Origin of the sequence: Nonomuraea sp. NPDC049486 (assembly GCF_040676925.1) — a bacterium.
In the GTDB taxonomy this organism is placed as follows: domain Bacteria; phylum Actinomycetota; class Actinomycetes; order Streptosporangiales; family Streptosporangiaceae; genus Nonomuraea; species Nonomuraea ferruginea.
In genome coordinates, this window is sequence record NZ_JBFAPV010000004.1 from 753,722 (window position 1) to 775,484 (window position 21,763).

Sequence of the window (21,763 nt, forward strand, 5' to 3'; positions counted from 1 at the left end):
GTTGATCATGGACGTTTCTGACATGAAGCGGGGGACAATCCTGATATTGCTCTGCGGACGTTTCCCGCCCAACGCGTGCAGAGCCAGGTCAGGCGGGGCTCCTCGGTGGACGTGGACTCGCCCGTACATCGCGATCTGAAGGACGTCATTCGGCGACGCCCGGCCAGTCCCGGTCGTCGATCCCTGACCGCAAGAGGCGAGCGCTCAGGAAACCGGGGGTTGAACGGAGCTTTCTGCTGCTGCGGGTTAGCGGGTCTGGCGGGGGGCAGCCGAAGGGGGAGGCGTCCATCGAAGGAGGGGCATCATGGTCGTCAAGCCCGCTGAGGACGAGCACCCCAAGCAGTTCACCCTGCCCATGGTCGGCACGATCACCGTGCCGGAGGGCCCGCACCTCGCCTTCTACGTGGTCCTCGTCTCCATGGGGGCGCTGGGAGTCGTGGAATGGCCCGTCGTGGCCATCGTCGGCGTGGGCCATCTGCTGGCCAGCCAGACCCGCTTCCCCAGGCTGCAGCAGGCCGGAGAAGCCGTCCAGTCAGCGTGAGCCGGGCGGGCGCTCAGCCCACGTGGCCCAGCGCCAGAGCCACTCCAGGGGTCCCTGGCGGTAGCGGCGCAGCCAGAGGGCGGAGAAGAGCCACTGGGCCGCCAGGACGGCTCCCGCGGTCAGGAACGCCACCTGAGAGGACTCGCCGATCGGCAGGCCGAGGAGGTGGGCGGCGGCCAGGACGAGGACCGTGGCGGTCAGGTAGTTGGTCAGGGCCATCTTGCCCAGCGGCGCGAAGACGACCCGCAGCACAGGTCGCAGCGGTGTTCTGAGCAGCACAAGCAGGGCGCACACGACCACGCCGGCGACCAGCAGATCGGCCAGGCCGGTCGCGAAGGACGGGCCCGCTTCGGGCCTCGTCCACAGTGCGGCGGCCGCCCCCGCCGCGAAGACCAGCCCCAGGAGGAGCGGCCACAGGGTGGACCGCTCGATGTGCTCGATCACCCCGTACCGGACCAGCGCCGAGCCCAGCAGGAACAGCCCGGCGATCAGCAGGGGCCCGCCCCCGGCGACCAGCGCCGCGGGGATGAACACGGCGGCGAGGCCCGCCACGGCCCACCGGGGCAGCCAGGAAGAAGGCAGCAGCACCAGCAGGCCGACGACGGCGTACTTGGTCAGGATCTCGCCCGGCCACAGCAGCATGTGCAGCAGGCCGATCGCGAGCAGCGCCGCGAGCCGGCGCAGGAGGACCAGCCACGGGCGGGCGGCGCGGTCGGCGGCGGAGTCCAGCAGCAGCGAGAACCCGATGCCGAACAGCAGGGAGAAGATCGGCAGCCCGAGCCAGGGGTCCCAGTCGCCCAGCGGCTGGGTCACGACGGCGGTGCCGCCGGTGGCCATCAGCTGGATGTTGGCGAGCAGGATCTCGCAGAGGGTGAACCCGCGGAGCACGTCGAGCGCGATGATGCGGGGCCGCCCGGACGCGGGCGCGGCGGGCGTGAGTGGGTGGCCGGGAAGGCGTTCTGGGGGGAGTTCTGCGCTTGGCATGGGGCCTCATCCTGCAAGGCCACCGAGAGGACGACACCGGCCGGAAGCAGGATTCACGGCGTTTTTGATCATACTTTCGGCCGGTTCGGCGCGAGACGCCGGGCGCTGTCAGTAGCTGTCGCGCCAGCGGTACCAGTGGCCCCGCAGGTGCTCGAAGGACGAGGCGACCGACGGGTTGGAGTCGTCCACGGGCGCCTGGTCAGGACTCCACACGTAGCCGTACGGGTCCACTCCGGGCCCGTGCTCGCCCACCTGGAAATAGACCCGGTCACCCTTCCGGAAGATGGCCTGGAACTCGGTCTCCCCGACCTTCCGCGGCCGGACCGCATCGTCAGGACCGGTCGTCCGGGCCACGCGCTCCATCGCGGTGAGGGATCGTACGACGTGTCGGTCGTCGCCGTGCCCGCAGGACGTCAGCGATAACAGCGCGACGCAGGCGAGCAGCTTTTTCACGCGGTGATGATAATCAGACCGCGGCGAGCTCGCGGGAGCGGGCGGGCTCTTCGTCCTCCCAGGCGAGCTGCTTGCGCAGGTGGACCGTCGTGCCCCGGCCCGGCGTGATGCCGAAGGAGATCTCGTCGACCACCGAGCGCATGATGAGCAGGCCGCGGCCGTTCTCGGTGTCGGGGGGCGGGAAGCGGAGCGGCATCGACGGCAGGCCGCCGCCGTTGTCGGCCACGCGCACGTCGCAGCGGCCGTAGCCGATCGACGCGGAGACCTCGTAGCGGTTGGCGGGGCCGCCGTGGCGCACCGCGTTGGAGCATGCCTCGGAGACAGCGAGCAGCATGTCGGCGATGCACGACTCACTCACGTGCAGCGAACGCATCGCATCGCCAAGCACTCGCCTGACCATCGGGATGCCGATCGCATCCCGTGGCAGTGCCAACGAGAACTCAATGTCCACCGGACTCCTCCGGGCTCCGGAATGTCACCTGGAGTAGGTTTCCCCGTGAAATCGGGGCTAACCGCAAAATCACGCGGTTGTTATTTACTGTTGGCATGCCCGTGGCATTGTGGTACGCCGGAATGCGGCTTTAGCCACGTCAGGCCCTATGTGAAATGTGCTGTCCTACTCTTCCACTCTGACCGTGAAGTCCTCGATCACGGTGTTGGCGAGAAGAGTCTCGGCCATCTTTCGGACGTCCGCAATGGCCGCCTCGTCGGCGGGGCCGTCGAGCTCCAGCTCGAACCGCTTGCCCTGGCGCACGGCCGACACACCGGAGAAGCCCAGCCGGGGCAGCGCTCGGGCGACCGCCTGGCCCTGCGGGTCGAGGATCTCGGGCTTCAGCATCACGTCAACGATCACGCGCGCCACTGCGTTCCTCCTGGGTACGGCGGGGTTGGCAAACCACAGCCTACCGGCGTGTGTTCGCCGCCAGAACGTGGGGAACGGGGAGGGCATGGGGCTTGCGCGAAGGACTGTGACGTCTGCCACCATGGCCTCAAGCGCGTACGAACCACCATCACACGGTCCGACGCACCCAAAGGCCGGTCAGAGGTGGAAAACCCATCGACACCGGTCCCGATTGCACAGGAGTGGCACGTGACCATCGACGCCTCTCGTGGTGCCGAAGCACCCCCGGAGCTCGTCCAGCTACTCACCCCCGAGGGCGAGCGGGTCCAGCACCCCGACTACGACATCGACCTGACACCGGAAGAGGTCAGGTCCCTCTACCGCGACCTCGTCCTCGTGAGGCGCGTCGACCTGGAGGCCGTCGCCCTGCAGCGCCAGGGCGAGCTCGGCATCTGGGCCTCGCTGCTCGGCCAGGAGGCCGCGCAGATCGGCTCCGGCCGGGCGCTGACCGACGCCGACATGGCCTTCCCCACCTACCGCGAGCACGGCGTGGCGTGGTGCCGCGACGTCGACCCGGTCAAGCTCCTGGGCCTGTTCCGCGGCGTCAACCACGGCGGGTGGGACCCGAAGGAGCACAACTTCCACCTCTACACGATCGTCATCGGCAGCCAGACGCTGCACGCCGTCGGCTACGCCATGGGCATCCAGCGAGACGACGCCGACGCCGCGACGATCGTCTACTTCGGCGACGGCGCCACCTCGCAGGGCGACGTGAACGAGTCGTTCATCTGGGCCAGCGTGTTCAACGCGCCGATCGTGTTCTTCTGCCAGAACAACCAGTGGGCCATCTCCGAGCCGCTGGAGAAGCAGACCCGCATCCCGCTCTACCGCAGGGCGTCCGGGTTCGGCTTCCCCGGCGTCCGGGTCGACGGCAACGACGTCTTCGCCTGCCTCGCCGTCACCCGCCAGGCGCTCAAGAACGCCCGCGAGGGCCAGGGGCCCATGCTCATCGAGGCGTTCACGTACCGGATGGGCGCCCACACCACCACCGACGACCCCACCCGCTACCGCGTGGCCAGCGAGCTGGAGGCGTGGAAGCTCAAGGACCCGATCGAGCGCGTCAAGGCCTACCTGTTCAAGAACGAGCTGGCCGACCAGGAGTTCCTCGACGCCGTCGAGGCGGAGGCCGACCAGCTCGGCGCCGACCTGCGCCGGCGCTGCCTGGCCCTGCCCGACCCCGAGCCGACGGCCATCTTCGAGCACGTGTACGCCGAGCCGCACGCCCTGATCGACGAGGAACGCGCCCAGTTCGCCGCCTACCTGGAGGGGTTCGAGCGATGACGGTGATGAGCCTGTCCAAGGCGCTCAACGAGGGCATGCGCAAGGCCATGGAGGACGACCCCAAGGTCCTCATCATGGGCGAGGACGTCGGCAAGCTCGGCGGCGTGTTCCGGGTGACCGACGGGTTGCAGAAGGACTTCGGCGAGGACCGCGTGATCGACACGCCGCTGGCCGAGTCCGGCATCATCGGCACCGCGATCGGGCTGGCGCTGCGCGGCTACCGGCCGGTGTGCGAGATCCAGTTCGACGGGTTCGTGTTCCCGGCCGCCGACCAGATCATCACCCAGCTGGCCAAGATGCCGATGCGCTCGCTCGGCGCGATCAAGCTCCCGGTGGTCGTACGGATCCCGTGCGGGGGCGGCATCGGCGCCGTCGAGCACCACAGCGAGTCTCCCGAGGCGTACTTCACGCACACCGCCGGGCTGCGCGTGGTGGCCTGCTCCAACCCCGCCGACGCCTACTCGATGATCCAGCAGGCGATCCGCTCCGACGACCCGGTGATCTTCTTCGAGCCCAAGCGGCGCTACTGGGAGAAAGCCGACGTCGACACCGCCGACACCGGCTGGTGGACCCCCATGGACAAGGGCCTGGTGGTGCGCCCCGGCACCGACCTCACCCTGCTGACCCACGGGCCGATGGTCAAGACCTGCCTGGAGGCCGCCCAGGCCGCCGAGGAGGAGGGCCGCTCCCTTGAGGTGATCGACCTGCGCTCGCTCAACCCGCTCGACCAGCCGCTGGTGATGGATTCCGTACGGAAGACCGGGCGGGCGGTCGTGGTGCACGAGGCGCCGGTCAACAACGGGTTCGGCGCCGAGCTCGCCGCCAGGATCACCGAGCGGTGCTTCTACCACCTGGAGTCCCCGGTGCTGCGGGCCGGCGGCTTCTCCACCCCCTACCCGCCGTCCAAGCTGGAGGAGCACTACCTTCCCGACCTGGACCGGGTGCTCGACGCCGTCGACCGCGCCTTCGCGTACTGACAGGGGGTTGTGCAGATGAGACGCGAGTTCAGGCTCCCCGACGTCGGCGAAGGGCTGACGGAGGCGGAGATCGTCCGCTGGCGCGTCCAGCCGGGCGACGAGGTCAAGGTCAACCAGATAGTCGTCGAGATCGAGACGGCCAAGTCCATCGTCGAGCTGCCCATCCCGTGGGACGGCGTGGTGGCGGCCCTGATGGCGGAGGAGGGCCAGACGGTGGACGTCGGCGTCCCCGTCATCGCGGTCGACACCCTGGAGGAAGCCGGCACCCAGGAGAGGCTGGCGGAGGACCTCGTCCCCAGCCCGCCCGAGGAGGGCGCGGTCGAACCCGGCGCCCACGGCGGCCCCGCGCCCAAGGAGGAGCGCCAGGCGGTCCTGGTCGGTTACGGCGTCAAGACCGGCACCACCCGACGCCGTCCCCGCAAGACGCCCACCCCCGCCACGATCCCGGCCCCTCCCGTGGCCAACCCCGCCAGGACCGCCACCCCGGGCGCGGGCGAAACCGCCGAGGCCGAGGAACCCGCGCCTGCGGCGCCGGGCCGGGTGGCCGTGCTGGCCAAGCCGCCCGTCCGGAAGCTGGCCAAGGACCTGGGGGTGGACCTCACCACCCTCACCGGCACCGGCCCCCAGGGGACCATCACCCGCGAGGACGTGCACGCGGCCGTCGCCCAGGTGACGCCCGCGGAGACCCCGGACGAGGAGCGCGTCCCCATCAAGGGCGTGCGGAAGATGACCGCCCAGGCCATGGTCGGCAGCGCCTTCACCGCTCCGCACGTCACCGAGTTCCTCCAGGTCGACGTGACGGAGACGATGACCGCCGTCCGCCGCCTGCGCGCGATGCCCGACTTCGCCGAGGTCAGGGTCTCGCCGCTGCTCCTGGTGGCCAAAGCCGTCCTGGTCGCGGCCGCCCGCCACCCGATGATCAACTCGGTGTGGGACGAGGCGAGCCAGGAGATCGTGGTCAAGCGCTACGTGAACCTGGGCATCGCCGCCGCCACCCCGCGCGGCCTGCTGGTGCCGAACATCAAGAACGCCCACCGGCTCCCGCTCCCCGCCCTGGCCCGCGCGCTCAACGAGCTGGCGGAGACGGCGCGGGAGGGCCGCACCCAACCGGCGGAGATGGCCGGCGGCACGATCACGATCACCAACGTGGGCGTGTTCGGCGTCGACACCGGCACCCCGATCCTGAACCCGGGCGAGAGCGCCATCCTCGCCTTCGGCCAGGTGCGGGACATGCCGTGGGTGGTCGACGGCGAGCTGGCGGTGCGCAAGGTGACGACGCTGGCCCTCTCCTTCGACCACCGGGTCGTCGACGGCGAGTTGGGCTCCCTGTTCCTGCGCGACGTCGGCGCCATGCTGGAGGACCCCCTCCACATGCTGGCCTGGAGCTGACACCCGTCATCGGATCGCCTCCTCCCTCGCCGGTCTGAGCAGCGGCGGGTGGAGGAGGCGGGCGTCGCCGGCCCGGTAGAGCCTGGCCCGGGGGCCGCCGCGCGTGCCGCCGGTCTCGGTGGTCTCGCCGGTGCCCTCGACGAAGCCCGGCACCGAGAGGACCTTGCGGTGGAAGTTGCCCGCGTGCAGCCGCGTCCCCCACACGGTCTCGTAGATCAGCCGCAGCTCGGAGACGGTGAACGTGGCGCCCGCGAACGCCGTGGCCAGCGGCGTGTACTCCAGCTTGGCGCGGGCCCGCTCGACCCCGTCGGCCACGATCCGCGCGTGGTCGAACGCCAGCGGGGGCAGGTCGTCGACGGCGTGCCAGCCGGCCGTCGCCGCGTCGGCCCCGGCCCGGGGGTCGGGCAGGTCGGGGGCGAAGGCGAGGTACGACACGGACACGACCCGCATGCGGGGGTCGCGCGCCGGGTCGCCGTAGCTGCCGAGCTGCTCGATGTGGGCGGGCCGGGTGCCGAGCCCGCGCTCCTCGGCCAGCTCCCGCGTCGCCGCCTCCGCCAGGTCCTCGCCGGGCCCGAGGAACCCGCCCGGCAGCGCCCAGGATCCCGCGTACGGCTCGGCGTCGCGCTCGACGATGAGCACGTGCAGCCGCCGGTCGCGGATGGTCAGCGCCACCACGTCGACGGTCACCGCGACCGGCGCGTGCAGCCGGGAGGCGAGGGAGTCTTCCATGCACCATCGTCTTTCTCAGTACGAGTAAATCTCGCAGTGAGAATAATGAGGCGGTCGATCGTTGTCGATAGTGTTCGCCCATGATTCGTCACGTGGTGCTGTTCACCTGGTCACCGGAGGCAACCGAGGAGCAGAAGGCCGCGGTCGCGGCCGAGCTGCGCGAGCTCCCCGGCCAGATCCCCGAGATCCGCTCCTACCTGCTGGGCCCCGACGCCGGCATCAACCCCGGCAACCACGACTTCGCCGTCGTCGCCGACTTCGACAGCGAGGACGACTACCGCGCCTACCGCGACCACCCGCGCCACCAGGCGGTGATCGCGGAGCACATCAAGCCCATCCTGGCGACCCGGGCCGCCGTGCAGTTCGGCTGTTAGATCTCCGGCGGGTGGTTCTCCCGGTGCATCAGCCGGCCCTCCGAGGTCTGGCCGCGCCTGGGCGCCAGCACGATGCTCAGCACGACGCCGACCCCGCCCACGATCATGAAAATGAGACCGATGACGTCCATGTGGACGCTGTCGCCGAACACGTCGGGCTCGATCGCGAACCTCAGGATGGCGCCGAGCGTGAGGAAGAAGATGCTGACCCCGACACCCATCACGACCTCCAGACGGCAAACAGTGCGTACGCCCACGGTCATACCCGAGTATGGGCGATCACTACCTCGCCTGGAAACGCGGGACGCCCGCTCCGTGTCCGGAACGGGCGTCCTGGGGTGAGGATCCGCTAGAAAGCCTCCTCCGGAAGCTCCATGAGCTCCAGGCCGGTGCCGGTGAGCACGCGGCGCTCGGCGGCCAGGCGCGGCAGCACCGTCTCCGCGAAGAACCCGGCGGCGGCGACCTTGCCCTGGTAGAACGGGTCCTCGCCGTCGGCCAGCTTGGCCAGGGCCACCTCGGCCTGGCGCAGCAGCAGCCAGCCGATCACCAGGTCGCCCAGCGCCAGCAGGAACCGCGTGCTGTTCAGGCCGACCTTGTAGACCTCCTGGGGCTTCTCCATCGAACCGAGCGCCCAGCCCGCCATGGTGTCGCCCATGACCTTGACCTCGGCCGCGGCCTCGGCGAGCAGCTTGCGCTCCTCCTTGAGCCGGCCGTTGCCGGCCTCGGAGGCGGCGAACTCGTTGATCTCGCTCAGCAGCTTGCCGATGGCCGAGCCCTGGTTGCGCAGGATCTTGCGGAAGAACAGGTCCAGGCCCTGGATCGCGGTCGTGCCCTCGTACAGGGAGTCGATCTTGGCGTCCCTGATGTACTGCTCGATCGGGTAGTCCTGCAGGTAGCCGGAGCCGCCCAGGGTCTGCAGCGAGCGCGACAGCAGCTCGTACGAGCGCTCCGAGCCGACCCCCTTGACCAGGGGCAGCAGCAGGTCGTTCATCTCGTGCGCGTGCCGGTCGTCCGGGTCGATCTGGACGGCGTCCTGGAAGGTGGCCGTGTAGAGCACGAGCGCCCGCATGCCCTCGGCGTAGGACTTCTGCAGCATGAGCTCGCGGCGCACGTCGGGGTGGTGGGTGATGGTGACCCGGGGCGCGGTCTTGTCGGCCTGCCTGGTCAGGTCGGCGCCCTGCACCCGCGACCTGGCGAACTCCAGGGCGTTGAGGTAACCGGTGGACAGGGTGGCGATGGCCTTGGTGCCGACCATCATGCGGGCGTGCTCGATGACCATGAACATCTGCTTGATGCCCTCGTGCACCTCGCCGACCAGCCAGCCGATCGCCGGGTGCTTCTCGCCGAAGGTGAGCTCGCAGGTCGTGGAGACCTTCAGGCCCATCTTGTGCTCGACGTTGGTCACGTACACGCCGTTGCGCTCGCCGAGCTCGCCGGTCTCCAGATCGACGTGGTACTTCGGCACCAGGAACATCGACAGGCCCTTGGTGCCGGGGCCGTGGCCCTCGGGCCTGGCCAGGACCAGGTGGAAGATGTTCTCCGTCATGTCCTGCTCGGCGCTGGTGATGAAGCGCTTGACGCCCTCGATGTGCCAGGTGCCGTCGTCCTGCCGTACCGCCTTGGCGCGGCCCGCGCCGACGTCGGAGCCCGCGTCGGGCTCGGTGAGCACCATGGTGGCGCCCCAGTTGCGCTCGATGGCCAGCTCGGCGAAGCGCTTCTGCTCGGGGGTGCCCACCTTCCACAGGGTGTAGGAGAAGCTGGGGCCGGCCGCGTACATGTAGAGCGCGGGGTTCGCGCCGAGCACCAGTTCGGCCGTCGCCCAGGCGAGGCTGCGCGGGATGCCGGGGCCGCCCAGGTGCGGAGGCAGGTCGAGGTGCGCCCAGCCGCCGTCGACCAGCGCCTTGTACGACTTCTTGAAGCCTTCGGGCAACGTCACCGAGCCGGTCGCGGGGTCGAACACGGGCGGGTGGCGGTCGCCCTCCTCGAACGAGTCGGCCAGCACGGTGGTGGACAGCCGGTTGACCTCGTCCAGGATGCTGCGCGCGACGTCCTCGTCGATCTCCGCATAGGGACCGCTGCCGAGGATCTCGCGGCGCCCGAAGACCTCGAAGAGGTTGAATTCGAGGTCACGAAGGTTGCTCTTGTAGTGGCCCATGGGTGCAGCTCTCCTTGAACCGGTGCGTTTCTCTACTGGCCAGTAACCTTACTAGGAATGCTACCCGCGGGTAACCAGAGATATGCATGGCATGCTCGACTCCATGGACGCCGATGAACTCGCCGCGCTGTGGCGAGAGCGCCTGGGATCCTGGGCCATTCCGGAGGAGATCCTGGCCGCCGCGCCGGCCGATCCCTGGTCCTATCCGCTGGCGCGCTTCACCAGCCGCACCGACAGGGCGCTCGCCGAGCGCGACGACGGCCCCACGCTGACCCGGATGTCGGAGGCGCTGCCCGCCGGGGGCACGCTGCTGGACGTCGGATCCGGCCCTGGAGCCGCGTCCCTGCCGCTGCACGAGCGGATCGGTCACCTGTACGCGGTCGACACCTCGGGCGAGATGCTGGAGGAGCTGGCGGCCCGCGCCGACAAGCTGGGCGTGCCCGCCACCACCGTCGAGGGCCGCTGGCCCGACGTGGCCGGGCGGGTGCCCGAGGTCGACGTGACGGTGGCCGCCCACGTGGTCTACAACGTGCCCGACCTCGACCGCTTCCTGCTGGCGCTGGACGACCGCACCCGCGGCCGGGTGGTGCTGGAGCTGCCGAACCGTCACCCGATGAGCTGGATCTCGCCGCTGTGGGAACACTTCCACGGCATCGTCCGCCCGGTGCGGCCCATCGCGGAAGACTGCGTGGCGCTGGCGGCCGCGCTCGGCTTCGACGTGCACGTCGAGGAGCGCGAATCCCCGCTGGAGCGCTTCGACTCGCTGGAGGAGCTGGCGGCGAGCGCCTGCCACCGCATCTGCCTGGAGCCGGCCAGGGCCGAGGAGGTCGGGCGGACGGCGCTTGAGCTCGGCATGTGGCCGCTGCCCCGCGACCGCTGGGTCACCGTCTGGTGGGACCGACCGGTTTGACGCGGTCGCCGGTGCCGCGATTGGGTGGACGACATGATCGAGCTTCAGTGCGTGAGCGTCGACTGTGCCGACCCGTACAAACTCGCCTCGTGGTGGGGTGAGGCCCTCGGGCTCCCGCTCGGCGAGGGCGACGTCCCGGGTGACGACGAGGTGATGCTGGAGACCGGCCGCTACCCGTTCCTGCTCTTCATCCGCGTCCCGGAGGGCAAGCAGGTCAAGAACCGGCTCCACCTCGACGTCAGCGCCACCGCGGGCAGCACCCGCGAGCAGGAGGTCGAGCGGCTGCTCGGGCTCGGCGCGACCGTGTACGAGGACCACCGCACCGAGGACGGCAAGGGCTGGGTCACGATGCTCGACCCGGAGGGCAACGAGTTCTGCGTGTGCCGGAGCCAGGCCGAGCGCGAGGCGTGAGAGGTCATCGCGTCAGGGCGCGCCCCTTGAGTGTCGTCGTCAGGATGCCCGCGATGACGTACACGAGCAGGCCGTGCCACCCGGCGTCGAAGAGCCCGCCGAGCCAGTGCGCGTCGTCGAAGACGAGCTGCACCGGATAGTCGAGCACCGCGGCCATGCCGGCGGGCATCAGCGCGAACTTCCACGGATGGTTCAGCCCCCACTGGCGTGCCTGGCGGGTCACGCGGTCGCCCTCGTTCGGCTTGGTCACCGCGCCGATGGAGGCGATGAGCGCGAACAGGGCGATGCCCAGGCCCAGCGCCCACGACAGGTCACCGCCGCCGGTGATGAGGCCGGTGCCGAAGCTCGCCGCGGCGATCGCGCCGCCGCCGACGGCGGCGGCCTTCCACGGGGCCCCGCGCAGCGCCGCGCCGGACAGGGAGACTTCATCGCGTCGGGTGATTTCGTTCATGTCCTCAGCGTGCCTTTCGGCGTCCCTTGCCCACATCGGGGATGCACCCTGATTTCGACCCTGGTACGACGGTGTTGGCATGATGCGGGCCATGAGCGAAGTCGTGATCGAGCGGTTCGGCGCGGACGAGTGGGAGCGGTTGAAGGCGGTCCGGTTGCGGGCGCTGCGGGACGCGCCCGATGCCTTCGGGTCGTCCTACAAGAGGGAGAGCGGGTTCACGCCCGATACGTGGCGGGAGCGGCTGTCCGGGTCGTGGTGGCGGGTGGCCGTCGCCGAGGGCGGCGACGTGGGGCTGGTCTGCGTGCGGGTCGAGGAGGGCCGGGCGCACCTGCTGTCCATGTGGGTCGCGCCGGAGGCCAGGGGCCGCGGCGTCGGCTCGCGGCTGGTGGACGCGGCGATCGGGCGGGCCCGGGAGGAGGGCCTGGACGAGGTCGAGCTGTGGTGCGTCGACCACAACACCGCCGCCAGGGCGCTCTACGCGGGCAAGGGGTTCACACCCAGCGGGAAGACCATGGGCCTGCCGTCCAACCCCGACATCCCCGAATCCCACTATGTCCTGTCACTGCTCTTCCGGACGGCCCGTGCGGACGACGTGCCCGCGATCGTGGCCATGCTGGCCGACGACCCGCTGGGGGCCGAGCGCGAGGGCGACCCCGGCGACCCGCGCTACCTGGCCGCGTTCGAGCGCATCGACGCGGACCCGTGGGACGAGCTGATCGTGGCCGAGCGTGACGGGAAGGTGGTCGGCACCATGCAGCTGACCTACCTGGCCGGGCTGTCGCGGCTGGGCGCCGAGCGCTGCCAGATCGAGGCCGTTCGGGTCGCCGCCTCGACCCGGGGACAGGGGCTGGGCCGGAAGATGATCCAGTGGGGGATCGACCGGGCCCGCGCCCGCGGCTGCGCGATGGTGCAGCTCACCTCCGACAAGTCACGCGTCGGCGCGCACCGCTTCTACGACGCGCTCGGCTTCACCGCCTCCCACGAGGGCTACAAGCTCTCGCTGAGCTGATCGAGCATCCACCTGCACCACTCGGCCCGGTGGCGCTCGTACCCGAGTCCGCAGCGCAGCGCCGCGTAGTTGCCCCAGCGCGGGTCGCCGAACCCGGGCGGCCCACCGATGGCCTCCTCCTCGCGCTCGTACTCGGCCAGCCGCGCCTCGTGCTTGGCGAGCTGGTCCGCGAAGAGCCGGCGCAGCGCCGCCGGGTCGGCGAGCGCGGCGGCGTACGTCTTGAGCACCAACTCGTCACGCTCGGGCCGCTCGCGCGGCGGATCGGTGATCCACCCGCGCAGCGCGGCGGTGCCCTCGCCGGTCAGGCGGTAGATCTTCTTGTCCTGCGGCCCCGGCCCGGCCTCCGTCTCGTACGACACCAGCCCTTCGGCCAGCAGCTTCTGCAGCTCGGTGTGGATCTGGCTGTGGCCTGCCGTCCAGAAGTACGACAGCGGCCTGCGCATGGACGCGGCGATGTCGTACCCGGTGCGCTCGCCGCGGGCCAGCACGGCGAGGATCGCGAATCCCAGCGTTGAGGTCATGGTCCGTCCAGGGTATTGTGCCGGACACTATGTCAGAACTGACATAGTTTCTGGTGGAGAGGGGCGGCCATGCGCATGATCGCGGGCTCGGTGTTACTCGTCTTGGCGTTGACCGCTTGCGGGGGCACGGACCGCGCCGCACAGCCGGCGCCGAGTCCGCCCATGGCCTCTCCGACGCCCACCACGCCCACGCCCACCCCCACGCCCACGAAGACCAAGGCCAAGGGGCCGAACGTGAGCGGCTGCTACACCCGCGACGATGGCGAGATCTTCACGTACGGGGACGGCCTGCCGGGCGTCATCACGGGCGACGGCGAGACCGGCGTGGTCATCTCCTACGAGAACAACGGCAACGTGTGCACCTGGCGCCCGCTCTCCGACCGGCTGGTCGCCGCCGGCTACCGCGTGCTGCTCTACGCCAGGAAGTTCGACGCCAGCCCCGAGGACACCGCGCTGGCGATGGCACGCAGGCTGGCCAAGAAGGGCGCCGAGCGGGTGTTCTTCGCCGGCGGCTCCATCGGCGCCACCACCGCCGTCCCCGCCGCGACGAAGTTCGGCGAGCGCGCGGCCGGGGTGATCGCCCTGTCCGGCGCCATCGACGCCGAGGACGCGGCCGAGCTCACCGTGCCGTTGCTCCAGATCGGCACCGAGAACGACGGCTACGGCGGCGCCGACGACCTCCAGGCGGCCCATGACGCCGCCACCCGCGCCCCCGACCGGCAGATCCATGTCATCCGGGGCGAGAGCGTGCACGCCTCAGAGCTGTTCCGCGGCTCCTACGGCGGCGAGGTCATCGACCGGATCGTCGCGTTCATGGACCGGCACAAGGGATGAGCTCCACCCGGTTGTCGTGGTAGACCGCGCCCCTGCCCAGGTCGGCGTCGCGCTCCTCGACCACCGCGTTCGCGTTCGCGCCGCCGGGGCTGAGCTTGGGCCAGCGCCCCTTGGGCGAGGCCACCACGCCGGGCGCCACCCGGTCGCTGACCTCCACGTCGGCCAGGAACTCGCCGAAGGCGTTGCGCACCCGTACCCGCTGCCCGTCCGACAGCCCGCGGGCCGCCGCGTCGGCCGGATGCACCAGCACCACCGGGTCCTTGGCCCGCCGCAGCAGCTCCGGGTTGTTCGCGAACGTGGTGTTCAGGAAGGTGTGCGGCGCCGGGGTGATCAGCACCAGCCCGCCGTCGGTCCGGGAGGACCGCGACGGGACGTACGCCTTGCCGCGCGGCGGGAAGCGCATCCGGCCGGACCTGGTCGGGAAGCCCTCGGCGAACGGGGTGAAGGGCTCGGGGTAGTTCATCCGCACCCAGCCCTCCTTGCGCAGCCGGTCGACCGTGATGCCCTCCAGCGACGGGTGGCCGCTCGACAGCAGGTCCTCGGCCAGCTCCAGGTCCGAGTCGAACAGCGACGGCTCGGTCATCCCCATGTGCGCGGCCAGCCGCCGGAACGTCTCGGTGGTGGACAGGCACTCGCCGGGCGGGCTCGCCGCGGGCTCGTTCCACAGCAGGTAGAGGTGGCCGTAGCCGGCGTGCAGGTCGAAGTGCTCGGTCTGCATGGTGGCGGGCAGGACGATGTCGGCGTAGTCCACGGTGTCGGTCGGGAACTGCTCCACCACCACCGTGAACAGGTCCTCGCGGGCCAGGCCCGCCCGCACGGCGTTGCCGTCGGAGGTCGAGCCCGCCGGGTTGGCCGCGTACACCCACAGGCACTTGACCGAGTCCGGCTTGGCCAGCTCCGAGCCCAGCCGGGTCATGGTGAGCGTGCGCACCGGGCCGGGCAGCAGGTCGTCACGGGTGTCGATGGAGAGGTGCGCGTGGCCGCTGGTCGAGTAGGCCACCCCGCCGCCGGGGTGGCGCCAGTCGCCGGTCACGCCGGGGATCGCGGCGATCGTGCGCAGGGCGGTGCCGCCGCCCGCGTGCCGCTGGATGCCCATGGTGGCGCGGATGGCGGTGGGGCGGGTGCGCGCCAGCCTCGTCCCCAGCCTGTGGACCGCCTCGGCCGGGATGCCGGTGATCTCCGCCACCCGCTCGACCGGATACTCCAGGATCTCCTCCCGGAAGCTCTCCCAGCCCTCGGTGTGCGCGGTCAGGAACTCCTCGTCCTGGGCGCCCTCGGCCAGCACCACGTTGAGCAGGCCGAGCGCGAGCGCCGCGTCCGTGCCGGGCCGGATCGCCAGGTGCTCGTCCGCCTGGTCGGCCGTGCGGGTGCGGATCGGGTCGATGGCCACGACGTGGGCGCCGTCCGCGCGCGCGTCCTGGATGAACTTCCACAGGTGGTGGCCGCTGGTGAGCGGGTTCGTGCCCCACAGCAGGATCAGCTTCGCCTGCGCGAAGTTCTCCGGGTCCATGCCGCCGGGGGTGCCATTGGTCAGCGTCAGCCCGGAGTTGCCGGCGGTCGAGCAGATGTTCAGCCAGTGACGGGACGCGCCCAGCATGTTCCAGAATCGCCGCCCCGCCACGCCCTCGCAGCCCTGGAGGTAACCGAGCGACCCGGTGCCGAGGTAGGGCCAGATCGCCTGGCCGCCGTGCTCCTCGACGATGCCGCGCAGCCGTACGGAGATCTCCTCGAGCGCCTCGTCCCAGCTGATGCGCTCGAACCGGCCCGACCCCTTGGGTCCGACCCGCCGCATCGGGTAAAGGATGCGGTCGGCAGCCCTGGAGTGTTCCAGATAACGGTTGACCTTCACGCACAGCGCGCCGCGGGTGTAAGGATGATCGGGATTGCCGCGCATCGAGACGGCCTGACCGTCACGCACGGTGACCACCCAGGAGCAGGTGTCAGGACAATCGAGCGGACAGGCCCCCAGAACCCTCAATTCACCTGGCATAAGAGACAGACTACGGGCAAGAGGTCGGGTACCCGATGCCCGATCCCAGGTGACGATTCGGGACACTAAGGCCGCAAGAACGTACGGTCCCGCGAGGAAGGTGCAGAATCGCTGTCGGTGGCCGAAATCAATGAACACGAGGACGCGGAGGGATCTCCCGAGAGGAGCCCGTCCGCCGCCGGAGCGCGCGCCGAGCCTGACGTGTACGTCGTCGAGCCGCTCCTGCCGCAGCGCCTGCGCCGCCCCTCCGACCTGCTGCGCCTGCTGGCCACCCTGGCCGCGCTCGGCGCCGTGATCCTGCTGGCCCTCGTCGCCAAGCAGACCCTGTACGGACTGGAACGGGACGTCACGGAGGGCACCACCCTCGTCCCGCTGCTCAGCCGGATCGCCACGTTCATCGGCGGCGCCGCGGTGCTCATCGTGCCCGTCGCCTTCGCCGTGGAGCGCGTCTTCCACCGCGACGGCCTGCGCGTCGCCGAAGGGCTGATCGCCGCCATCATCGGCATGGTCGGCGCGTTCCTGACGGGCCAGTGGCTCCTCGCGGGCAACGCCGACGACCTCAGCCAGCTGCTCACCGGCGGCCGCAGCATCGAGCCGCTCAACACGCTGCTCACGTCCGTCCTCGCCTACACCACCGCGGTGCGCGTCTCCCGCCGGCCGACCTGGCGCGCGCTCATGTGGACGGTGATCGCGCTCTACATCCTCGCCCTCTACTCCGGCAGGCAGATCACCCTGCCGGGCGCCATCGTCACCGTCCTGGTCGGCATGGCCATCGGCTACGCCACCCTGTACGGGATCGGCAGCCCCAACACCAGGCCGCCGGGGAACGCGGTGGTGGCGGCCCTGCGCAAGCTGTCGTTCGCGCCGGTGTCGGCCCGCCGCATCGAGGACGACCACCAGGGCAGCCGCCGCTACTCCGTCGGGCTCGCCGACGGCGCCCGGATCGACGTCACCGTGCTCGACCGCGACCGCCAGGTGGCGGGCCTGCCGTACCGGCTGTGGCGGCGCTTCCGGCTCAGCACCGAGACCAGGCGAAGAGCCATCCGCTCGCTCCGCGCCGAGCTCGAACGGGAGGCCCTGATGGCGTACGCCGCGCAGGCGGCGGGAGCCAGCACGCCCAGGCTGCTCGGCACCAGCGAGATCGGCACCGAAGCGGCGCTGCTCGCCTACGAGCACATCGACACCCGCCCGCTCGACGAGGTGCCCACCGAGGAGATCGACGACGACATCCTCCACCAGATCTGGGAGCAGGTGTCCCTGCTGCAGATCCAGCGCCTCGCCCACCGGCGGCTCACCGGCGAGGGCATCCACCTCGACAAGGCCGGCCGGGTCGTGCTCACCGACGCCCGCAGCGGCGAGATCGCGGCCGGTGACCTGCTGCTCCGGCTCGACATCGCCCAGCTCCTGGTCTACCTGTCGCTGCGCGTCGGCGCCGAGCGGTCGGTGCGCGCGGCGAACGCGGTCATGGGGACGGAGTCGCTCGCCGCGGCCATGCCGCTGCTCCAGCGCATCGCGCTGACCCGCGAGACCCGCTCGGCCCTGGCCAAGGACAAGAACCTCCTCGGCGTCATCCGCGAGCAGATCGTCGCACTCGAACCCGAGGTCAAGGTCGAGGAGATGCGGCTGGAGAGATTCCGGCCGCGCACCCTGGTCACCATCATCGCCAGCACGCTCGCCGCCTACTTCCTGCTCTCCCAGCTCAGCCAGGTCAACCTGGTGCAGGTGGTCGTCCAGGCCAACTGGGCCTGGTCGGTGCTGGCACTGGTCGCCTCGTTCGTCAGCTTCGTGGCCGCCGCGGTCATGCTCAGGGGCTTCGTGCCCTACTCCCTGCCGCTGTGGCGGACCACGCTCGTGCAGTTCGCGGCCTCGTTCGTGAAGCTCGTCGCGCCCGCCGCCGTCGGCGGCGTCGCCATCAACACCCGCTACCTGCAGAAGCGCGGGATCGCGCCGGCCCTCGCGGTGGCCAGCGTGGGCGCCTCGCAGCTCGTCATGCTGGCCTTCCACATCGGGCTGCTGCTGCTGTTCGCCTACATCACCGGCTCCAACACCGCCAGCACCTTCACCCCGTCACGCGGCCTGGTCGTGGCGCTGCTGGCGGTCGCCCTGCTGGTCGTGGTGCTGCTGGGGGTGCCGCCGCTGCGCCGCCTGGTGACCCGGCGGATGAAGCAGCTGTTCTCCAACGTGCTGCCCCGGCTGCTGGACGTGCTCCAGTCGCCGCGCAAGCTGATCGAGGGCTCGATCGGCACCCTCATGATCACGCTCACGTTCGTGCTCTGCCTGTACGCGTGCGTGCACGCCTTCAACTGGGAGATCGGCTTCACCACCGTGGCGGTCGTCTACCTCACGGCCAACGCCATCGGCTCGGCCGCGCCCACGCCTGGTGGCCTGGGCGCGGTCGAGCTGTCGCTCACGGCGGGCCTGACCGTGGCCGGGGTGCCCGCGGAGCTGGCGACCTCGGCCGTGCTGCTCTACCGGCTGCTCACGTTCTGGCTGCCGGTGCTCCCCGGCTGGGCGGCGTTCACCTACCTTCAGCGGCACGAGGCGCTGTGATCGCGTCGATCGCCTTCAGCTCGTCCTCCGTGAACACCGGGCCCTCCACGCACGCCACGTTGTCCTCCAGCTGACGCACGCTGCTCGCGCCGATCAGCACACTCGTCACCCGCGGGTCCCTGAGCGTCCACGACAGCGCCATCTGGGCCAGCGTCTGGCCCCGCTCACCGGCCAGCTCGTTCAGCGAACGGGTCAGCTCCGCGTCGATCCGGTCAGGGCTGAGGAACCGGCTGGTGGCCGCCCGCGAGTCCGCCGGCACGCCCTGCAGATAGCGGTCGGTCAGCAGGCCCTGCGCCAGCGGCGAGTACACGATGCACCCCATGCCCGCCTCCTCCAGCACGTCCAGCAGCCCGTCCTCGATCCACCGGTTGATCATCGAGTAGGACGGCTGGTGGATGAGCAGCGGCGTGCCCAGCTCCCGCATGATCCTCGCGGCCTGCGCCGTCCGCTCCGCCGGATAGTTGGAGATGCCCGCGTACAGCGCCTTGCCCGAGCGCACCGCCCGGTCCAGCGCCCCCATCGTCTCCTCCAGCGGCGTGTCGGGATCCGGCCGGTGGCTGTAGAAGATGTCGACGTACTCCAGGCCCATCCGCTCCAGCGACTGGTCCAGGCTGGCCAGCAGGTACTTGCGCGACCCCCACTCGCCGTACGGGCCGGGCCACATGTCGTAGCCGGCCTTGGTCGAGATGATCAGCTCGTCCCGGTACGGCCTGAAGTCCCGCCGGAAGATCGCGCCGAAGTTCCGCTCCGCCGACCCGTACGGCACCCCGTAGTTGTTGGCCAGGTCGAAGTGCGTGACGCCCAGGTCGAACGCGCGGCGCAGGATCGCCCGCGAGTTCGACAACGGGCGGTCGTCGCCGAAGTTGTGCCAGAGCCCCAGCGACACCGCCGGCAGCCTGAGCCCGCTGCGCCCGCTCCGGTTGTACGGCTGCCGCTCGTAGCGCCCCGGATCGGCCAGATAGGTCATGCCGTGCCCCTCTCCACTATCCAGGAGAGCGCGAACGCCTCTTCCCGCCAGGCGTCGTAGCGCCCGCTGCGCCCGCCGTGGCCGGCGCCCATCTCCGTCTTGAGCAGGAACGGCCCGCCCGCGGCCGTCTCACGCAGCCGCGCGATCCACTTGGCCGGCTCGTGGTACAGCACGCGGGTGTCGTTCAGGCTGGTGATCGCGAGGATAGGCGGGTACGTCCTGCCGTCGACGTTCTCGTACGGCGTGTACCCCTTCATATAGGCGTACACCTCCGGATCGTGCAGCGGATCGCCCCACTCGTCCCACTCGATCACGGTGAGCGGCAGCGACGGATCCAGGATGGTGTTGAGCGCGTCCACGAACGGCACCTCGGCCACCACGCCCGCGAACTCCTCCGGCGCCAGGTTCACCGCCGCGCCCATGAGCAGCCCGCCCGCCGACCCGCCGCGCGCGATCACCTTCGAGCTCCACCCGGCCTGCTTGACGTGCCGGGCCACGGCCACGAAGTCGGTGAACGTGTTCCGCTTCCTGGTGAGCTTGCCGTCCTCGTACCAGCGGCGGCCCATCTCACCGCCGCCGCGCACGTGCGCGACCGCGAACACGAACCCCCGGTCGAGCAGCGACAGCCTGGGTACCGAGAACGCCGGGTCGATGGACGTCTCATAGCTGCCGTACCCGTAGAGCACCGTCGGCGCCGGGAGCGTGCTGTCCTTGCGCTTGACGATCGAGACCGGCACCTCGGTGCCGTCCTCGGCCGTCGCCCAGTCGCGGAACTGCTCGTAGTCGTCCGGGTCGTAACCGCCCAGCACCGGCCGCCGCTTCAACAGGATCAGCTCGCGGGTGGCCAGGTCGTAGTCGTAGACGCTGGCGGGCGTCACCATGCTGGTATAGGCCAGCCTGAGCCGGTTCGTCACGAACTCGGGGTTGCCGGCCGGCCCGACGTCGTACAGCGGCTCGGGAAACTCGATCTCGTACGGGGGCTCGCCGTTGTGCGGCAGCACGCGGAGCCCGGTCAGCCCGTCACGGCGGAAGTGCAGCACGGCGTGCCCGGCGAACGCGTCGATCTCCAGCAGGCGGGTGTCGTCGCGGTGCGGGACCAGCGGGGTCCACTCGCCGGGGTCGTCGAGCGGCGCGGTGGCCAGCTCGAAGTCGCGCGCGTTCTCGTTGTGCAGCACGTAGAAGAAGCCGCCCGCGTGGTCGACGCCGTACTCGACGCCGGTCTTCCTGGGTCGCACGAGCTGGAACTCGCCGGACGGCGTCGCCGCGTCGAGGAGGCGCACCTCACTGGTGATCTTGCTGCCCGCGCCGAGCACGAGGTAGCGCTCGCTGCGCGTCAGCGCGATGCCGACCCAGAACCGCTCGTCGTCCTCCTGGTAGACGAGGGTGTCCTCGCCGGTGCCCAGGGTGTGGCGGTAGACCTGGAACGGCCGCCAGGCGTCGTCGACGCGGGTGTAGAAGAACGTCGAGCCGTCGGCCGACCAGGCGCCGCCGTAGAAGATGCCCTCGATCTCGTCGGGCAACAGCTCACCGGTCCGCAGGTCCTTGAACCGGAGCGTGAACCGCTCGTCGCCGGTGAAGTCGGTCGAGTAGGCGAGCATCGTGCCGTCGGGGGAGACGGCGCTGGTGCCCATGGAGAAGAACGGGCTGTCGCCGGCCAGCTCGTTGCCGTCGAGGAGGGTCTGCTCGTGGTCCAGGCGCTCGCCGACGGTGATGTCCGGAGGCGTCTCGCTGTCGGCGGGCACCCGGCACGACACGGCGTACTGCTTGCCCTCCTCGGTGCGGGTGAAGTACCACCACGCGCCCTTGCGGCTCGGCACCGACAGGTCGGTCTCCTGGGTGCGGCCCTTGATCTCCTGGAATATTCGCTCGCGCAGCTCCGTCAGATGAGAGGTCTCCTGCTCCAGGTAGGCGTTCTCCGCCTCCAGGTAGGAGATCGTGTCGGGGTCGTCTTTGCCGGCCAGCCACGCGTACTCGTCGATCACGGTGTCGCCGTGATGGACGCGTTCAGCCGGGATCTTCTTCGCCACGGGCGGCGTGTAGCTGCTCACGTGGGGAGTCTATGGTCGGCCGTGATCGATTCGTGGCCTACGTGGCGGGTGAACGTGGCGTGAGCACTCGGAGGCGCTGCTAATCTTATGGAGTCGGCGCGTCCGGCGACATTCCTCCACCTTTAAGGATTCGAGTCAATTTGACACGGATTCGAGGGGGTGCGAAGATAAAGACGAAGCGAAACGCCCGCAAGCGTCCGTTTCTTGAGAACTCAACAGTGTGTTAAAAGCCAGTGCATGATGCACAACCCCGTCATGTATTTCTGTGACGGATTCCTTTTTGGTTGG

General features: G+C 70.3%; 22 protein-coding genes and 1 pseudogene. 11 read left to right on the forward strand and 12 right to left on the reverse strand.

The features are described from left to right. Positions 1 to 304 precede the first annotated feature (304 nt). Entirely contained in the window at positions 305 to 541 is a 237-nt protein-coding gene (locus AB0K05_RS16035) for a hypothetical protein (protein ID WP_271275692.1), read from the forward strand. On the opposite strand, the gene AB0K05_RS16040 is transcribed toward AB0K05_RS16035, so the two are convergent. From AB0K05_RS16040 to purS, 4 genes are all read right to left on the reverse strand, one after another. Beyond that, on the reverse strand, positions 533 to 1,525 hold the full coding sequence (locus AB0K05_RS16040) for a DUF418 domain-containing protein (protein ID WP_271275693.1): 993 nt from the start codon (positions 1,523 to 1,525) through the stop codon (positions 533 to 535). The genes AB0K05_RS16035 and AB0K05_RS16040 overlap by 9 nt on opposite strands. A 108-nt stretch (positions 1,526 to 1,633) precedes the next feature. Next, positions 1,634 to 1,978: a hypothetical protein gene (locus AB0K05_RS16045; protein WP_271275694.1), complete on the reverse strand. Its 345-nt coding sequence runs from the start codon at positions 1,976 to 1,978 to the stop codon at positions 1,634 to 1,636. A 13-nt stretch (positions 1,979 to 1,991) separates the two neighbouring features. After that, complete coding sequence (locus AB0K05_RS16050) at positions 1,992 to 2,378, reverse strand: ATP-binding protein (RefSeq protein ID WP_271275705.1); 387 nt, start codon at positions 2,376 to 2,378, stop codon at positions 1,992 to 1,994. A 216-nt stretch (positions 2,379 to 2,594) separates the two neighbouring features. After that, the gene (purS, locus tag AB0K05_RS16055; protein ID WP_219546690.1) at positions 2,595 to 2,840 is read right to left on the reverse strand and encodes a phosphoribosylformylglycinamidine synthase subunit PurS; all 246 of its coding nucleotides are present in this window, start codon (positions 2,838 to 2,840) and stop codon (positions 2,595 to 2,597) included. 228 nt (positions 2,841 to 3,068) lie between these two features. On the opposite strand from purS, the gene pdhA reads away from it, so the two are divergent. From pdhA to AB0K05_RS16070, 3 genes are read left to right on the forward strand one after another with little or no spacing between them, the layout of a single operon-like run. Further along, positions 3,069 to 4,160 carry a pyruvate dehydrogenase (acetyl-transferring) E1 component subunit alpha gene (gene pdhA, locus AB0K05_RS16060; RefSeq protein WP_148035169.1) on the forward strand — a complete coding sequence of 364 codons (1,092 nt, stop codon included), beginning with the start codon at positions 3,069 to 3,071 and terminating at the stop codon, positions 4,158 to 4,160. After that, a complete protein-coding gene (locus AB0K05_RS16065; RefSeq protein ID WP_148035168.1) occupies positions 4,157 to 5,137 on the forward strand; it encodes an alpha-ketoacid dehydrogenase subunit beta in 981 nt (326 codons plus the stop codon). Before pdhA ends, AB0K05_RS16065 begins: the two co-directional genes overlap by 4 nt. Before the next feature lie 15 nt (positions 5,138 to 5,152). Further along, positions 5,153 to 6,526, forward strand: a complete 1,374-nt coding sequence (locus AB0K05_RS16070; RefSeq protein ID WP_364229761.1) for a dihydrolipoamide acetyltransferase family protein — start codon at positions 5,153 to 5,155, stop codon at positions 6,524 to 6,526. Positions 6,527 to 6,532: 6 nt separating this feature from the next. Here AB0K05_RS16070 and AB0K05_RS16075 read toward each other — a convergent pair whose 3' ends face one another. Further along, complete coding sequence (locus AB0K05_RS16075; RefSeq protein WP_148035166.1) at positions 6,533 to 7,255, reverse strand: NUDIX hydrolase; 723 nt, start codon at positions 7,253 to 7,255, stop codon at positions 6,533 to 6,535. Between the two features lie 80 nt (positions 7,256 to 7,335). On the opposite strand from AB0K05_RS16075, the gene AB0K05_RS16080 reads away from it, so the two are divergent. Beyond that, the gene (locus AB0K05_RS16080) at positions 7,336 to 7,629 is read left to right on the forward strand and encodes a Dabb family protein (protein WP_148035165.1); all 294 of its coding nucleotides are present in this window, start codon (positions 7,336 to 7,338) and stop codon (positions 7,627 to 7,629) included. Here the strand turns inward: AB0K05_RS16080 and AB0K05_RS16085 are convergent. Together AB0K05_RS16085 and AB0K05_RS16090 are read right to left on the reverse strand one after the other, a co-directional pair. Beyond that, positions 7,626 to 7,850 carry a hypothetical protein gene (locus AB0K05_RS16085; RefSeq protein WP_148035164.1) on the reverse strand — a complete coding sequence of 75 codons (225 nt, stop codon included), beginning with the start codon at positions 7,848 to 7,850 and terminating at the stop codon, positions 7,626 to 7,628. The two genes, AB0K05_RS16080 and AB0K05_RS16085, sit on opposite strands and share 4 nt — an antisense overlap. Positions 7,851 to 7,978: 128 nt before the next feature. After that, positions 7,979 to 9,784: an acyl-CoA dehydrogenase gene (locus AB0K05_RS16090; protein ID WP_364229764.1), complete on the reverse strand. Its 1,806-nt coding sequence runs from the start codon at positions 9,782 to 9,784 to the stop codon at positions 7,979 to 7,981. A gap of 103 nt (positions 9,785 to 9,887) precedes the next feature. Between AB0K05_RS16090 and AB0K05_RS16095 the strand changes: the two genes are divergently transcribed. Both AB0K05_RS16095 and AB0K05_RS16100 read left to right on the forward strand, forming a co-directional pair. Continuing rightward, positions 9,888 to 10,694 (forward strand): methyltransferase domain-containing protein, encoded by an 807-nt coding sequence (locus tag AB0K05_RS16095; RefSeq protein WP_364229766.1) that lies wholly within the window; start codon positions 9,888 to 9,890, stop codon positions 10,692 to 10,694. Positions 10,695 to 10,727: 33 nt separating this feature from the next. Further along, on the forward strand, positions 10,728 to 11,105 hold the full coding sequence (locus AB0K05_RS16100; protein ID WP_148035161.1) for a VOC family protein: 378 nt from the start codon (positions 10,728 to 10,730) through the stop codon (positions 11,103 to 11,105). Between the two features lie 4 nt (positions 11,106 to 11,109). On the opposite strand, the gene AB0K05_RS16105 is transcribed toward AB0K05_RS16100, so the two are convergent. After that, positions 11,110 to 11,556: a hypothetical protein gene (locus tag AB0K05_RS16105; protein ID WP_219546683.1), complete on the reverse strand. Its 447-nt coding sequence runs from the start codon at positions 11,554 to 11,556 to the stop codon at positions 11,110 to 11,112. A 91-nt stretch (positions 11,557 to 11,647) separates the two neighbouring features. Here AB0K05_RS16105 and AB0K05_RS16110 point away from each other — a divergent pair. Continuing rightward, positions 11,648 to 12,052, forward strand: a pseudogene (locus AB0K05_RS16110) (GNAT family N-acetyltransferase); the annotation flags it as partial. A gap of 114 nt (positions 12,053 to 12,166) precedes the next feature. Next, the gene (locus AB0K05_RS16115) at positions 12,167 to 12,565 is read left to right on the forward strand and encodes a GNAT family N-acetyltransferase (RefSeq protein WP_364229795.1); all 399 of its coding nucleotides are present in this window, start codon (positions 12,167 to 12,169) and stop codon (positions 12,563 to 12,565) included. Here AB0K05_RS16115 and AB0K05_RS16120 read toward each other — a convergent pair. Continuing rightward, positions 12,544 to 13,086 (reverse strand): PadR family transcriptional regulator, encoded by a 543-nt coding sequence (locus AB0K05_RS16120; RefSeq protein WP_148035159.1) that lies wholly within the window; start codon positions 13,084 to 13,086, stop codon positions 12,544 to 12,546. The two genes, AB0K05_RS16115 and AB0K05_RS16120, sit on opposite strands and share 22 nt — an antisense overlap. A 162-nt stretch (positions 13,087 to 13,248) precedes the next feature. Here AB0K05_RS16120 and AB0K05_RS16125 point away from each other — a divergent pair, with 162 nt between their 5' ends. After that, positions 13,249 to 13,920, forward strand: a complete 672-nt coding sequence (locus AB0K05_RS16125) for a hypothetical protein (protein ID WP_364229769.1) — start codon at positions 13,249 to 13,251, stop codon at positions 13,918 to 13,920. Here the strand turns inward: AB0K05_RS16125 and AB0K05_RS16130 are convergent. Next, entirely contained in the window at positions 13,898 to 15,910 is a 2,013-nt protein-coding gene (locus tag AB0K05_RS16130) for a molybdopterin oxidoreductase family protein (RefSeq protein ID WP_364229771.1), read from the reverse strand. The two genes, AB0K05_RS16125 and AB0K05_RS16130, sit on opposite strands and share 23 nt — an antisense overlap. Positions 15,911 to 16,027: 117 nt before the next feature. Between AB0K05_RS16130 and AB0K05_RS16135 the strand changes: the two genes are divergently transcribed. Then, the gene (locus AB0K05_RS16135; RefSeq protein WP_364229773.1) at positions 16,028 to 18,460 is read left to right on the forward strand and encodes a lysylphosphatidylglycerol synthase transmembrane domain-containing protein; all 2,433 of its coding nucleotides are present in this window, start codon (positions 16,028 to 16,030) and stop codon (positions 18,458 to 18,460) included. On the opposite strand, the gene mgrA is transcribed toward AB0K05_RS16135, so the two are convergent. Beyond that, a complete protein-coding gene (mgrA, locus tag AB0K05_RS16140; protein WP_364229775.1) occupies positions 18,429 to 19,427 on the reverse strand; it encodes an L-glyceraldehyde 3-phosphate reductase in 999 nt (332 codons plus the stop codon). The genes AB0K05_RS16135 and mgrA overlap by 32 nt on opposite strands. Beyond that, positions 19,424 to 21,475 (reverse strand): S9 family peptidase, encoded by a 2,052-nt coding sequence (locus AB0K05_RS16145; protein WP_148035155.1) that lies wholly within the window; start codon positions 21,473 to 21,475, stop codon positions 19,424 to 19,426. The genes mgrA and AB0K05_RS16145 overlap by 4 nt, the downstream gene beginning before the upstream one ends. Positions 21,476 to 21,763: the final 288 nt, after the last annotated feature.

Excerpts from the sequence above, each read along its gene's own strand:
- AB0K05_RS16035 (WP_271275692.1), top strand. The coding sequence starts at position 305 with ATGGTCGTCAAGCCCGCTGAGGACGAGCACCCCAAGCAGTTCACCCTG.
- AB0K05_RS16040 (WP_271275693.1), bottom strand. The coding sequence starts at position 1,525 with ATGCCAAGCGCAGAACTCCCCCCAGAACGCCTTCCCGGCCACCCACTC.
- AB0K05_RS16050 (WP_271275705.1), bottom strand. The coding sequence starts at position 2,378 with ATGGTCAGGCGAGTGCTTGGCGATGCGATGCGTTCGCTGCACGTGAGT.
- AB0K05_RS16065 (WP_148035168.1), top strand. The coding sequence starts at position 4,157 with ATGACGGTGATGAGCCTGTCCAAGGCGCTCAACGAGGGCATGCGCAAG.
- AB0K05_RS16070 (WP_364229761.1), top strand. The coding sequence starts at position 5,153 with ATGAGACGCGAGTTCAGGCTCCCCGACGTCGGCGAAGGGCTGACGGAG.
- AB0K05_RS16075 (WP_148035166.1), bottom strand. The coding sequence starts at position 7,255 with ATGGAAGACTCCCTCGCCTCCCGGCTGCACGCGCCGGTCGCGGTGACC.
- AB0K05_RS16080 (WP_148035165.1), top strand. The coding sequence starts at position 7,336 with ATGATTCGTCACGTGGTGCTGTTCACCTGGTCACCGGAGGCAACCGAG.
- AB0K05_RS16085 (WP_148035164.1), bottom strand. The coding sequence starts at position 7,850 with ATGGGTGTCGGGGTCAGCATCTTCTTCCTCACGCTCGGCGCCATCCTG.
- AB0K05_RS16090 (WP_364229764.1), bottom strand. The coding sequence starts at position 9,784 with ATGGGCCACTACAAGAGCAACCTTCGTGACCTCGAATTCAACCTCTTC.
- AB0K05_RS16095 (WP_364229766.1), top strand. The coding sequence starts at position 9,888 with ATGGACGCCGATGAACTCGCCGCGCTGTGGCGAGAGCGCCTGGGATCC.
- AB0K05_RS16100 (WP_148035161.1), top strand. The coding sequence starts at position 10,728 with ATGATCGAGCTTCAGTGCGTGAGCGTCGACTGTGCCGACCCGTACAAA.
- AB0K05_RS16105 (WP_219546683.1), bottom strand. The coding sequence starts at position 11,556 with ATGAACGAAATCACCCGACGCGATGAAGTCTCCCTGTCCGGCGCGGCG.
- AB0K05_RS16115 (WP_364229795.1), top strand. The coding sequence starts at position 12,167 with ATGCTGGCCGACGACCCGCTGGGGGCCGAGCGCGAGGGCGACCCCGGC.
- AB0K05_RS16120 (WP_148035159.1), bottom strand. The coding sequence starts at position 13,086 with ATGACCTCAACGCTGGGATTCGCGATCCTCGCCGTGCTGGCCCGCGGC.
- AB0K05_RS16125 (WP_364229769.1), top strand. The coding sequence starts at position 13,249 with ATGGCCTCTCCGACGCCCACCACGCCCACGCCCACCCCCACGCCCACG.
- AB0K05_RS16130 (WP_364229771.1), bottom strand. The coding sequence starts at position 15,910 with ATGCCAGGTGAATTGAGGGTTCTGGGGGCCTGTCCGCTCGATTGTCCT.
- mgrA (WP_364229775.1), bottom strand. The coding sequence starts at position 19,427 with ATGACCTATCTGGCCGATCCGGGGCGCTACGAGCGGCAGCCGTACAAC.